Raw genomic sequence first — 12,338 nt, 5'->3', positions numbered from 1 at the left:
TCGGGCGTTGGGTCGGGCCGGGCCGGCCGGCCCGGCCAGGCGCCCGGTCGGTGTCAGGCCGGCCGGACCGCCCGGTGCAGCGCCACGATGCCCCCGGAGACGTTGCGGTAGGCGGCGTGCTCCCAGCCGGCACCGAGCAGCAGCTGCGCGAGCTCGACCTGGGTGTGCCAGGTCCGGATGGACTCGGCCAGGTAGTCGTAGGAGCCCTTCTCGCGGGTCACGACGTTCGCCACCACCGGCAGCGCGCGCATCAGGTACTCCTGGTAGACCGTGCGGAACGGCGCCCACGTGGGGGTGGAGAACTCGCAGATCACCACGCGTCCCCCTGGCCGCACGACACGCAGCATCTCGCGCAGCGCCACGCTGGTGTCCGCGACGTTCCGCAGACCGAAGCTGATCGTCACCGCGTCGAAGGACTCGTCGGCGAACGGCAGCCGCATGGCGTCGCCCGCGACGAACGGCAGGTCCGGCCGGCGCTCCTTGCCGACCTGCAGCATGCCGGTCGAGAAGTCGGACGGGACCACGAACGCGCCGTCCGCGGCGAAGGGCTCGCTGCTGGTCCCGGTGCCTGCCGCGAGGTCGAGCACGCGCTCGCCCGGCATCGCGGCGACCGCGTCGACCGTGAGCCGGCGCCAACGCCGGTCCTGGCCCAGGGAGATCAGGTCGTTCGTCAGGTCGTAGCGGGCGGCGATCCCGTCGAACATCGACGCGACCTCGGCCGGCTTCTTTTCCAGGCTTGCGCGGGACATGCCGCCATCGTTTCATGTCAGGGCCGTACACCCCGCGGCATACGAGACCGTGGTCGGCAATCGGTCAGGTAGTCGGCAGCCCGAGCGACCGACCATCTGACACGTTGCCGACCACACCGCCCTGGCACCCGCCCAGGCGCCCGTGGCTGTGACGTCCGCTACCGGTCGCCTCCGGCCGCTGCCCGCGCGCTTATCCTGAGGGGGATGATCGCTTCACCTGCCGGCGGCATGCCCGGCACACCCGGCGTCCCCGGTACCACCGTGTACGACACCTGGGTGGCCGAGGCACCGCCGCCGAACCCGGAGGCACCGCCCGGCGCGACCCAGGGACCCCAGCTCGTCGTCCGCACCGTCGCGATCGACGACCTCCCGGACACCCCGACCGCACTCGTCGACCGCCTCCCCGACACCCACGCCCTCGCGTGGGTACGGCACGGCGACGGACTCGTGGGCTGGGGCGAGGCGCTGCGGTTCGAGACGTTCGGCCCTGGCAGGTTCGCAGACGCCGACGACGCCTGGCGCCAGGTGCTCGACCGCGCCGTCGTGCACGACGACGTGGCACTGCCCGGCAGCGGCCTGGTCGCGTTCGGCAGCTTCGCCTTCGACGACGTGTCTCCGGGCGACGAGTCCGAGGACCCCGCGCGGGCGAGCGGTGTGCTGATCGTGCCGCGCGTCGTCGTCGGGCGACGGGGCGACCGGGCCTGGATGACGACGATCTCCCTGGTGGGCGACCGGTCCGCCCCGGTGGGCGAGGACCTGCTGTCCGCCTACCCGCACCAGCCCGTCACCGAGCCTGGCAGCGTCGTGCTGGCCGACGGCGCGGTGGGCGCCGCCGACTGGCCGGCCGTCGTGGCCGAAGGCGTCAGCCGGATCCAGACCGGAGAGCTCGAGAAGGTGGTGCTCGCGCGCGACGTGGTCGCCACCGCCGAGCACCCGATCGACACCCGACACCTGCTCGGCCGCCTCGCGTCCGCGTACGACGCCTGCTGGGCGTTCAGCGTCGACAACATGGTCGGCGCCACACCGGAGCTGTTGGTCCGCAGCGAGAAGGGGCTGGTCGCCTCGCGCGTGCTGGCGGGCACCATCCGGCGCGAGCACGGCAGGAGCGCGCAGGCGCAGGCGGCTCCCGCCCGCGCGGACGTGGGACATACCGCGGGTGCCCTGCGGGACGGGGACGACGCCGACCTGCTGCACGCCGCCCAGCTCGCCCGGTCCTCGAAGGACCTGGAGGAGCACGAGTTCGCGGTGCGCTCCGTCGCGGCGGCCCTCGAGCCGTTCTGCTCGTCGATGAACGTGCCGGAGGCGCCCTTCGTGCTGCACCTGCCGAACGTGATGCACCTGGCGACCGACGTGACGGGCGTGCTGACGGACCAGAGCCCGGCGTCGGGACCCCGGCCGCCGTCGTCGCTCTCGCTCGCGGCCGCGCTGCACCCGAGCGCTGCCGTCTGCGGTACGCCGACCACGGCGGCCCGCAGCCTCATCCGGGAGATCGAGGGTCTCGACCGGGCCCGGTACGCCGGCCCGGTGGGCTGGGTCGGCGCCGACGGCGACGGCGAGTGGGGCATCGCGCTGCGCTCGGCCGAGATCTCGCCGACGGACAGCCGGCACATCCGGCTGTTCGCCGGCTGCGGCATCGTCGCGGCGTCCGACCCGCAGGCGGAGCTGGCGGAGTCCGAGGCCAAGCTGGAGCCGATGCGCTACGCCCTGGGCACCCCCACCCCGAGGTAGTCGTCTGGCGAGGTAGTCGCCTGGCGAGGTAGTCGTGCAGCGAGGTAGTCACCCAACTTGCGCTCAGTGACTACCTCGCCAGACGACTACCTCGCCACGTGACTACCTCGGCGCCAGGGGGTCAAGGGGGTCAGGGGGTCAAGGAGTGCCCGCCGTCGGGCCCTTGCCGATCGGGCGGGTCGGGTCGCCCCAGACCTGCTCGCGGAAGCCGTCCCACACCTGGACGTCCGACATCGCGCCGAGGAAACCCATCCGCGCGTCCGTGGCGGTCAGCAGGAGCTCGATGAGCGAAGCGCCCTCGAGCACCTTCGTCGCCACCTCCAGGAGGTCCTGCCCGTCCGGCAGGTCCGCGTGGATGGACGACACGTACATCTGCGCGTCGCCCTCGAGCGACACGAAGTTCGCCCGCGTGTCCGTACCCGCCGTCGTGCCGTGGTCATAGGCGTACGACTTGAGCCAGAAGCCGTCGACGACGACCTTGTCGGCCGAGATCTTGATGGCGTCCCGGCGCTCGCCCGCGCCCTTGACCGGCACGTTCGCCAGGCCGATGCCGTTGATGCCCGTGAGCGGGATGGTCAGGTCCCTGCTCTCCAGGTCGGCCGGGACCGAGAAGACCGAGCCGTCCTCCCTGGCGCCGCACTGGCCCGGCAGGTCGATGTTGAGGTCGTACTTGCCACCGAAGCTCACCTTGACGCAGGTGCCGAGCTCCGTGTGCAGGGCCTCCTCGATGGTCTGCTGCGGGTCGACCTCTCCACAGGGGTCGGACGGCGCGCTGCCCTCCGCCTCAGGAGGTACCTCGCCGTCCTGCGTGGGCTCCTGGCACTCGGACTTGTCCTCGTCCTTCGCCCCGCCCGCGTCGCCGTCGGCCGGGTCGCCTGCCGTGTCGTCGCCGTCGGCACCGTCCGACCCGTCAGCCGGGTCGGTCAGGCCGTCGGTGACGTCACCGACCGGGTCCTGGTCGGCGCCGGCTCCCGGCTCCGCGGTGTCCGAGCCCGACGTGCTCGGCGACGGGGACGCGGACGGGTCGTCCGTGCCGGTGCCGTCGTCGCACGCGCCGAAGACCACGCACCAGAACGAGTCGTCCTGCTGGGTCCCGGCGTCCGCCGTGGCGGCGGGCAGTGTCGCGCCGCCGAGCGCCACCGCGCCCGCCACCACCACGGCTGCCGACTTCTGGGACAGGGCGCGCAGCGCCGAGCTGAGCGACTCGACCTGCGGGACCGCCTCCGTGTCGGCGGCCGGCTCGTGATCCGCACGCGGCGCGGCACCGTCCGGCACGGCGCCGTCCGGCGCGGCACCATCCAGCGCCGCACCGTCCGCCGGGGCTGCCTCCGCCCCGGCGGTGGGCACCCCGGCCGTGGGTGCCAGGGTGTCCGTCAGGGCGGCGGGCGACTCGGGCTCGGCGTCGACCTTCTCGGCGTCGGCCGCCGTGTTCGCGTCCCCGGCCGCGGCACCGCCGCCCGCGCCCGCGGCGTCCCCGGTCGGACCGGGGCCGGTGAAGCTGTCGTCAGCGGCCGCATCGGCGTCCGCCGGTCGCGCACCGTCGCCGTCCGCGACCTGGGCGGGGGGCGCCCAGGACACGACGACGATTCCGCCGATCACGCCGAGCAGAAAGCCGACGACCCAGCCGCCGAGGTTCACTCCCGCGATGGAGTAGACGGCGATCGCGAGGGCGATCACCCCGTAGAAGATCCGGTGGACGGGCTGGGCGATCGACAGGATCCCGAGCAGCACGAGCGCGAGCGGCAGGATCGTCGCCTGCGCGCCCTCGACCCCGAACTGCAGCACGACGTTCATGCCGAGCTGGTCCAGCTTGATCGGGCCGGACAGGAGCATCTCCAGGCCAGCGAGCGCTACGAGCACACCCCCGACGAACGGTCGCTGCCTGCGCCAGGGACGGAAGTCCCTGCGCCACTCAGCGAACCTCGTGCGAAGTCCGGGGCGGCTGGCGTTCGCCTGACCGTCACCCGGACTCAGAAGCACTCGGTGCCGTCCGTGATCTTGAGGCTGAGGTCCGTCAGCTGGAAGACGGCGGCCTGCGTGCTCCAGGAGACCTGCTCGAGGTTGGAGATGTCGATCGAGTCGGAGTCCATCGCGAAGTCGCCGGCGTCGCCCTTCTTCGCCGTGTTCACGGTCGAGGCGTCCACGCCGATGCGGATGTTCTTGAAGATCGCGGTACCCGACAGGTCGTTCATGCCGATCTGCAGGTCGGTGGCCTTCGCGGGCTCCTCGCCCGTGCCGGCGGAGATGAGGATGCCCACCTTGCCGAGCGGCGTCTCCTCGACGACCGACTGGCACAGGTTGTAGAGCTTCGCGTCCTTGATGTTCGCGATGGCGGCGGGGTGCTGCGTGCCGTCGGAGGCGGTGGCGACGCCCGCGTACTGCGAGAAGCCGGTGCCCGCGAGCTGGTCCGCGCCGATCTTGAACTGGCTGCCGGAGATGGCGAACGAGACGGGCACTGCGCCCTGCGCGACCCCACCCAGCAGAACGCTGGCGGCGATCGTGACCGGAATGACTGCGAGAGCCACGCGACCCTTGCGCGACCCCGTGAGCTTGCTGAGCTTCATTGGTGTTCCCCTCGATGCCAATGTGAGGACGACTACGCCGTCGTCCCGCCGAGACGTTAGCGCGATTACTGAGTTACCGTCAATTGGCGGCTCCTGACGGCGTCGCAAAGCCTGACGGATATGCTCGAACCATGGCAACAGCCCGTCGCACGCGACTTCGCCCGGAGGAACGCCGCAACCAGCTCGTGGCACTGGGAGTCGCAACCCTTGCGGACCGACCGCTGGCCGAGGTGACCGTCGAGGAGATCGCCGCAGAGGCCGGTGTCTCGACGGGTCTCGTCTACTACTACTTCGGCTCGAAGAACGGCCTGCACCACGAGATCGTGCGCCGCGCGCGCGACTCGATGCTGCACGCCTCGGAGCCCCAGCCGGAGCTCCCGCCGGCTGAGCGCCTGGCCGGGACGCTGACCAGGCTCGTCGCGTACGTCAAGGAGCACGGCCCCACCTTCTACTCGCTGGTGCGCGGTGCGGCCAGCGGTGACGAGGAGGTGCGCGCCGTCATCGAGGACGCGCGCCGCCAGCAGACGGAGCGCGCCCTCGCCGTGCTCCTGGAGCTCGGGGTACCGGAGACGGAGCTGCTGCGGGTCGCGGTGCGCTCGTGGGTGGCCCTGGCCGAGCAGGCGCTGGTCGACGGCGGCATCAACTCGGACCTCACCGACGAGGAACTGGTCGGCTACCTCGAGCGCAGTCTCGGTGGCGTCGTCGCCGCCGTGGTGCCGGGCGCCTCGGAGGCGCTGTTCGGGGTTCCTTCCGCCCTCTGAGCCAGGCTCCGGTCCGCGCACGATCGGCCGGCACGGCCGGCCAGCCGACCAGCCGACCAGCCGACCAGACGACCAGACGACCAGACGACCAGACGACCAGACGACCAGCCCAAAGATCCCCCTCCCGGGGGAGCGGTATCCCCCGGGCGCGCCAGGCTTTCGACGTTCGAGTTCGCGACAGTTGCAGGCATGGTCGCCGAAGACGTCACGTCAGTTCCACCATCCCGTCCCGCCGTGCTGCGCAGGCTGACACCGGTCATCGTCGGGTGGGCAGTCCTGTACGGATCGGTACGGGTCTACTTCGCGCTGGGAAACGCACCGACGTTCTCACCGCTGCCGCGGGATCTCCTGCTCTACTCGTACTGGGGAGCGGTCGCGCTGTGTGCCGCCGCAGGCCTGGCCGCCGTCGCCTTGCGTCTGACCTCGGGTAATCGGGCGGTGCTGGCGGCCGGCTGGGCAGTCACCGGCGCGATCCTGCTGGCCTGTCCGCTGGTTCTGCTGGACATCGTGGGTGGGCTGCTCGCCGGCCTGGGGATACCGGTCGACCTGGTCTCGCTCGCCAGCCGCGCCGGGATGCTGTCCGGCGCGCTCCTGCTGGGGGCGGCGAGCCTGTCGTACCAGCGCCAGATGCGTGGAGGCTGCCAGCGGTGCGGGCGGACCCGACCCACCGTCCGGGACGAGCGGACCCCGGGGTGGGCCTGGTGGGCGGCCTACCTGGCCGTCGCGGGGTGCGTGGTGCGCATCGCGGCTCAGCTGTCCGTCGGCTTCGGCGACCTCATGGAAGAGGCGGGGGCATCGCTGGTCGTCTTCGAAGCAGGCTTCGTCCTGGCAGGCACCCTGCTGCCGCTGGCGCTGGTGCATCGCTTCGGCGTCGTCTGGCCCGCCTGGGTGCTGCCGCTGGCCGGTCGGCGCGTGCCGCGATGGCTGGTGCTGGGCCCAGGCTTCGTGCTCGGCGGCATGATGACCCTGTACTTCGGGTTCGGTCTGGCGCAGATGGCGGGTGAGCTGGTCTCCGGCACGGCCGAGTACGGCGACGGGGTCAGCAGCGCCGGGTTCCTGTGGACCTCCGTGTCGGCATATCTGCTGTGGGGAGCCGGTATCACGGCCGCTTCCGTCGCACGGTTCCGGGCCACCCGGCCCAGCTGTCGCACGTGCGGCCGGTGAACCCGCCCGACCGGCCGGACCCGGGTTCAGAGCGACTTGACCATCAGCAAGCAGGGGTCATCGGCCCAGAGGTCGGGAAACTCCTCCACCGGGTGGAATCCACAGGCTGTGTAGAAGGCGCGCGTCTGGTCGAATCCTGGGTCGGACGCCGACGGCCCGAGCGTCTTGACGCTGAGCAGCCGGACGCCCTGGACACGGAGGTCGTGCTCGACGCGCTCCATGAGGGCTCGCCCGATCCCCGCGCGGTGATGCTTGCGCCGGACGGCGAGCAGGTGCACCTCCGCCGACGTCGGATAGCGCTGGTCGAGGAGCAGCACGCCGAGCACGCTCTCGGAGGGGATCTCGTCGCCGTCGGCCCCGATCGGTGGCGCCGCGCCGGCCGATACCGCCCACGCCGACGGGGTCTCGGGCGCGGCGACCGCCACATAGTTGGGGAACTTGGCCGCCGCCTCGACGTACTCGTGCGTGAACCGGTCGATGCCGAACCATTCCGGCAGCTCTTCGAGGATGTCGTGCGCGGCATCCGATCGGCCGAGGGTCCTGACCACGGTGAACGTCCCAGACACGCGGCCTAACTTAGACCTGCGGGGCGAGGTTCACCCGCTGAACGCGAATATGCCGGGACAGGACCCGAGCGGGTCCTGTCCCGGCCGTTCGAACGGGCGGTCAGCCCTGGTTCTCGAAGAACTCCTGCATCCAGTCGGGGATGTTGTTCGGCGCGCTCTGGTCCGATCCGGAGCCCGAGTCCGAGCCGCCGTCCTGGCCCGGTGACTGCTGGTCGGGAGCGCCCGAGCCCGGCACCGACGACTCCTCCTTGACCGCGAGGGTGACCGTGACCTCCTCGGTGCTGCCGTCGCGCACCACGGTCAGCACCGACTCGGCACCGGCGTCCTTCTCCCGGACGAACGCCGTGAGCGATGCCGACCCGTTGACCGGGTCACCGTCGATGGCGACGATCACGTCGCCCTTCTGGATGTCGGCCTCGCCGGCCGGCGAGTCGGGCACCACCTCGACGACACCGGCGCCGCGGCGGGTGACGTCGTCGGCCGTCGCGGTCGCGTCCTGCAGCGTGACGCCGAGGAACGCGTGCTCGGCCGTGCCGTCCTCCTTGAGCTGGTCGCTGATCTGCGTCGCCAGGTTGGACGGGATGGCGAAGCCCAGGCCGATCGAGCCGGAACCACCCGACGACATGCCGCCCGACAGGGTGGCGATCGAGGACGTGATGCCGATGACCTCGCCGGACGCGTTGAACAGCGGGCCGCCGGAGTTACCGGGGTTCACCGCCGCGTCGATCTGGATGGCGTTGGTGACCACCTGGCTCGACCCGTCCTCCGCGCTGGCCGTGACCGGGCGATCCAGGGCGGACACGATGCCCGTCGTGGCGGTGTTGGCCAGGCCCAGCGGGTTGCCGAGCGCCATCACGGGCTCGCCCACCACGACCTCGGCCGAGTCGGCGAAGCTCGCCGCCGAGAGGTCCGACGGCGGGTCGGACAGCTGCACGACCGCGAGGTCGGTGGCCGGGTCGGTGCCGACGATGTCGGCCTCGTACACCCGGCCGTCGCTCAGCGTGACCTGGACGGTCTCCGCGTCGGCGACCACATGGTTGTTGGTCAGGATGCGACCCTCGGCGTCCAGCACGACGCCGGAGCCCTCGGCGCCGCCGCCCTGGCTCGCCACCTGGATCGCGACGACCGACTCCTGCACGGCGGAGGTGACCGAGGTCCAGTCCGGGTTCTCGACGGTCGAGCTCTTCACCGGGACGTTCTCGCCGGCCGACTGCCCGACGTTCGCGAGGGAGGCCGCGCCGTCCGAGTCGCTCGTGAGCGAGATGGCCCCCGCGGTGCCCAGGCTGGCCAGCAGCGCGGCGGCCGCCGCGGCACCGACCACGGGAACCCAGGCACGGTTCTTCGCCTTCGGCTGGTCCGACGACGACGGGCTCTCCGGGGCGGCGTACGGGTTGACGTAGCCGGTCGCGGGGCTCGGGGCCGGTGCCGCGCCCTGCGGGTGCTGCGGGTGCTGCGTGGGCTGCGGGTGCTGACCCGGCGGCGGTGCGGAGGCAGGGTTCGGGGTCTGCGGAGTCTCGGAGGCCTGCGGAACGTCCGAGCCCTGCGCGGGCGCCGCACCCTGCGCGGGCGCCGCACCCTGCGCCGGCGCCGCACCCTGCGCCGGCGCCGCACCCTGCGCGGGTGCCGGGCCGGTGGCCGGCAGCTGCTGGGTGGGCTGCGTCATGGGCGGCAGCGGCTGGGTGGGCTGCGCCGCGGACGGCTGCTGATCCGGCTGCGGAGTGGTGCTGTTCTCGTCGGTCATCGTGACCCTCCTTGAAGTCAGAACCAGTTGACACCCCCTTCCTTGCCCCAGCCTTGGACGAGTCTGTGAGTTCGCTGCATGCCCTCGGGGCTCCAGCATTCGGGGGCCGCACGGCCGGGGCGCTCACCGAGAAGGGGCGTCACTCTCCACGATACGGCGCGCGAGGTCCCGGGACTCCGCGAGCCGGTCGGCACGCGGCACCCGCACCTCGATGACCTGGATGCCGTGGCTCGGCGCCTGCAGCGCGTGACGCAGGGTCGGCACGTCCTGCACCAGCTGATGGTCCACGCCGTACCCGGCGCACAGCTGCGCGAGGTTCGACCCGTGCGGCGTGCCGAAGACCCGCTCGAACGTGGCGCTCGCCGCGCTCCCGGTCGCGGCGAGCGCGCCGTGCTCCAGCGTCGCGAAGATGGAGCCGCCGTCGTCGTTCACCACGACGATCTCGAGGTCCACGGAGGGTTCGTCGGGTCCACGGAGCAGGCCGCCGACGTCGTGCAGGAACGTCAGGTCGCCCAGCAGGGCGCGGGTACGCAGGCCGCGCCGAGCGGCGGAGAGCGCCACGCCGACCGCCGTCGACACCGTGCCGTCGATGCCGGCGAGCCCGCGGTTGGCGAGGACCGCGGGGCCCGGACCGTCGAGGCCGAGCACCAGCTCGAGGTCGCGCACGGGGTTGGACGAGCCGACCACCAGCAGGTCCCCGGCATCGAGCACGCCGGCCACGGCGCGCGCCACGGAGAGGGCGGTCGGCCCGCCGACGACAGCGTCGTCGCAGGTGACCTCGTCGAGCACGCGAGCGGCGCGCGCCCCGGCGGCCCGCCAGCGCTCCAGGAACTCGGTGGGCTCCGCCACCGCGGCCTCGAACCACACGGGCGACAGACCCGGCAGCACCACGGCGGCGTTCCGGGCGGCGTCGGGCCACGGGCCCGCACCCGGCGCGACGACGGTGACCGCTACGTCCGGCCGGCCGAGGAGCCGCTGTACGGGGCGCGAGAGGGTGGGCCTCCCGAGGACCACGGCGTGCTCGACGTGCCCGGCGAGGTCGTCCGACCCGAGCAGCAGCCGGTACGCGGCTATCGCGTTGGGTCCGCCCGTAGCGCCCGACGACGGCTCGGCGAACAGGGGCCAGCCCTGCGCCTCGGCGAGCTGCCGGGCCTCGACGCCCGCGCCGTCGCCGGCCACGACCACGGTGCGCGCGGGATCACCGGGGAGCGCCGGCGAGGCGAAGTGCTGCAGCACGGCGGGGACGACGAGCGGCGGGTCGGGCTTCGGGTAGCCCTCCTGCGCGGTGTCGAGGGCGGGTCCCGGCAGCGGGGCCGACGGCGCCAGCGGGTCCCGGAACGCCAGGTTGAGGTGCACCGGTCCCGGGTGCCCCGACCGGAACCCGAGCGCGGCGCTGACCGCGCGCCCGGTGACGCTCCGCAGGTCCCGCAGGTCCGGCGTGCTCGGGGCCTCGCCGCCCGGTTCGCCGGCGGCCTCGGCGCCCGACGGCGCCGGCACGTCCACGGCGAACCGCACCGCCGCGCCGAAGATGCCCACCTGGTCCGTCGTCTGCGACGCCCCGGTACCGCGCAGCTCGTGCGGCCGGTCGGCCGTGAGCAGGATCAGGGGCAGGCCGGTGTGGCTCGCCTCCAGGACGGCGGGGTGCAGGTTGGCGACTGCGGTCCCCGACGTCGTGACGACAGCGACCGGCGCCCCGTCGGCGGCCTTCGAGAGGCCGAGCGCCAGGAACCCCGCCGACCGCTCGTCGACGCGCACGTGCAGGGTGATGCGGCCGGCGTCGGCCGCCTCGGCGACCGCGTAGGCGAGGGGCGCGCTGCGGGAGCCCGGAGCGAGCACCACGTCCTGCACACCCCTGCTGACCAGGTCGGCGACCAGCGCGCGGGCGGCGGAGACGGCGGGCGGGATCGTCATGCGTCCTCCAGGGTCCGGGTGAGTCGGTGGTACCGGGCCAGCCAGCGCTCGGTCGTCACGGCGTCGGCGGCCGCGGTCGCGAGCGCCTCGGGCGAGGGTTCGGTCCGACGGACGGCGAGCGCGCCGTCGGCGGGCAGCAGCGGCTCCGCGACGACGTCGTGCGCAAGGAGCTGCGATGTCGCGAGCCCGCAGGCGTAGGGCAGCTCCGGAAGGGCGGCAGCGAGGGCGACGCCCGCGGCGAGCCCGACCGAGCTCTCGAGCGCGGACGAGACGACCACGGGCAGGCCCACCTGCTCGGCGAGCTCGAGGCAGGCGCGGACACCGCCGAGCGGCTGGACCTTGAGCACCACGATGTCGGCGGCCTCCTGGCGCACCACGCGCAGCGGGTCGGAGGCTCGGCGGATGGACTCGTCGGCCGCGACAGGGACGTCCTGCTTGCGCCGCACGAGGGCCAGCTCGTCGACGCTCGCGCAGGGCTGTTCGACGTACTCGAGACCGCCGGCGGCGCGGTCGATCTCGGCGAGGTGCGCGAGCGCCTCCTCGGGGGTCCAGGCAGCGTTGGCGTCGACCCGGATCGCGCCGTCGGGCCCCAGCGCCTCGCGGACGGCGGCGACCCGGTCGACCTCGGCGGCCACGGGTTCGAGCGTCCCGTCGGGAGCGCGCTGCGCGACCTTGACCTTGGCGGTGCGGCACCCGCCGGACGCCAGGACGATCTCGCGGGCCCGTTCCGGCCCGACGGCGGGGACGGTCACGTTCACCGGGACGCTCTGCCGGACCGGCTCGGGCCAGCCGACCGTCGCCGCTTCGAGCGCGGCGCGCAGCCAGGTGGACGACTCCTCGTCGTCGTAGTCCCAGAAGGGCGACAGCTCGCCCCAGCCGGCGGGACCCCGCAGCAGCAGACCGTCCCGCACATCGATCCCGCGGAAGCGGGTCCGCAGGGGCGTGGACCAGACGACGGGCTCACCGATCAGCAGCACAGGGTCAGGCTATCGACCCGGCCGGCCGCACACGGGCGGGCACGACGTGAGATCGGTCGGATGCACGGTCCACGCCGCGAGTTCGGTCCTTTGCCATGAGATCGGTCGGTTGATTGACCGATCTCATGGCAAAGGACCGAACTCACGCCGCAGCCCCGCCCCGCCCAGCGCCGCACC

10 protein-coding genes are annotated in these 12,338 nt (G+C 73.1%); 3 read left to right on the top strand and 7 right to left on the bottom strand.

Annotation, left to right across the window (positions count from 1 at the left end; all coding sequences use genetic code 11):
- Positions 1 to 53: 53 nt before the first annotated feature.
- Positions 54 to 749: a demethylmenaquinone methyltransferase gene (locus ACYVK7_RS22675; RefSeq protein ID WP_460889984.1), complete on the bottom strand. Its 696-nt coding sequence runs from the start codon at positions 747 to 749 to the stop codon at positions 54 to 56.
- Between the two features lie 204 nt (positions 750 to 953).
- Between ACYVK7_RS22675 and ACYVK7_RS22670 the strand changes: the two genes are divergently transcribed.
- Positions 954 to 2,477 (top strand): isochorismate synthase, encoded by a 1,524-nt coding sequence (locus ACYVK7_RS22670; protein WP_460889983.1) that lies wholly within the window; start codon positions 954 to 956, stop codon positions 2,475 to 2,477.
- Positions 2,478 to 2,615: 138 nt separating this feature from the next.
- Here ACYVK7_RS22670 and ACYVK7_RS22665 read toward each other — a convergent pair whose 3' ends face one another.
- The gene (locus ACYVK7_RS22665; RefSeq protein WP_460889982.1) at positions 2,616 to 4,457 is read right to left on the bottom strand and encodes a DUF6114 domain-containing protein; all 1,842 of its coding nucleotides are present in this window, start codon (positions 4,455 to 4,457) and stop codon (positions 2,616 to 2,618) included.
- Entirely contained in the window at positions 4,448 to 5,041 is a 594-nt protein-coding gene (locus tag ACYVK7_RS22660; protein ID WP_460889981.1) for a DUF6230 family protein, read from the bottom strand. The genes ACYVK7_RS22665 and ACYVK7_RS22660 overlap by 10 nt, the downstream gene beginning before the upstream one ends.
- 131 nt (positions 5,042 to 5,172) lie before the next feature.
- Between ACYVK7_RS22660 and ACYVK7_RS22655 the strand changes: the two genes are divergently transcribed.
- Positions 5,173 to 5,802 carry a TetR/AcrR family transcriptional regulator gene (locus ACYVK7_RS22655; protein WP_377190513.1) on the top strand — a complete coding sequence of 210 codons (630 nt, stop codon included), beginning with the start codon at positions 5,173 to 5,175 and terminating at the stop codon, positions 5,800 to 5,802.
- 189 nt (positions 5,803 to 5,991) lie between these two features.
- Positions 5,992 to 6,966, top strand: a complete 975-nt coding sequence (locus tag ACYVK7_RS22650; RefSeq protein ID WP_460889980.1) for a hypothetical protein — start codon at positions 5,992 to 5,994, stop codon at positions 6,964 to 6,966.
- Positions 6,967 to 6,992: 26 nt separating this feature from the next.
- Here the strand turns inward: ACYVK7_RS22650 and ACYVK7_RS22645 are convergent, their stop codons facing one another.
- From ACYVK7_RS22645 to ACYVK7_RS22630, 4 genes are all read right to left on the bottom strand, one after another.
- Positions 6,993 to 7,532, bottom strand: coding sequence for a GNAT family N-acetyltransferase (locus tag ACYVK7_RS22645; protein WP_460889979.1), 540 nt, complete (start codon positions 7,530 to 7,532; stop codon positions 6,993 to 6,995).
- 100 nt (positions 7,533 to 7,632) lie between these two features.
- Complete coding sequence (locus tag ACYVK7_RS22640; protein ID WP_460889978.1) at positions 7,633 to 9,273, bottom strand: S1C family serine protease; 1,641 nt, start codon at positions 9,271 to 9,273, stop codon at positions 7,633 to 7,635.
- A gap of 123 nt (positions 9,274 to 9,396) precedes the next feature.
- Complete coding sequence (gene menD, locus ACYVK7_RS22635) at positions 9,397 to 11,184, bottom strand: 2-succinyl-5-enolpyruvyl-6-hydroxy-3-cyclohexene-1-carboxylic-acid synthase (RefSeq protein ID WP_460889977.1); 1,788 nt, start codon at positions 11,182 to 11,184, stop codon at positions 9,397 to 9,399.
- Positions 11,181 to 12,161, bottom strand: coding sequence for an o-succinylbenzoate synthase (locus ACYVK7_RS22630; protein ID WP_460889976.1), 981 nt, complete (start codon positions 12,159 to 12,161; stop codon positions 11,181 to 11,183). Before ACYVK7_RS22630 ends, menD begins: the two co-directional genes overlap by 4 nt.
- Positions 12,162 to 12,338: the final 177 nt, after the last annotated feature.

The organism is Promicromonospora xylanilytica (assembly GCF_054782895.1).
This window is presented reverse-complemented; position numbering and strand designations above follow the sequence as displayed.

Excerpts from the sequence above, each read along its gene's own strand:
- ACYVK7_RS22640 (WP_460889978.1), bottom strand. The coding sequence starts at position 9,273 with ATGACCGACGAGAACAGCACCACTCCGCAGCCGGATCAGCAGCCGTCC.
- ACYVK7_RS22670 (WP_460889983.1), top strand. The coding sequence starts at position 954 with ATGATCGCTTCACCTGCCGGCGGCATGCCCGGCACACCCGGCGTCCCC.
- ACYVK7_RS22655 (WP_377190513.1), top strand. The coding sequence starts at position 5,173 with ATGGCAACAGCCCGTCGCACGCGACTTCGCCCGGAGGAACGCCGCAAC.
- menD (WP_460889977.1), bottom strand. The coding sequence starts at position 11,184 with ATGACGATCCCGCCCGCCGTCTCCGCCGCCCGCGCGCTGGTCGCCGAC.
- ACYVK7_RS22675 (WP_460889984.1), bottom strand. The coding sequence starts at position 749 with ATGTCCCGCGCAAGCCTGGAAAAGAAGCCGGCCGAGGTCGCGTCGATG.
- ACYVK7_RS22650 (WP_460889980.1), top strand. The coding sequence starts at position 5,992 with ATGGTCGCCGAAGACGTCACGTCAGTTCCACCATCCCGTCCCGCCGTG.
- ACYVK7_RS22660 (WP_460889981.1), bottom strand. The coding sequence starts at position 5,041 with ATGAAGCTCAGCAAGCTCACGGGGTCGCGCAAGGGTCGCGTGGCTCTC.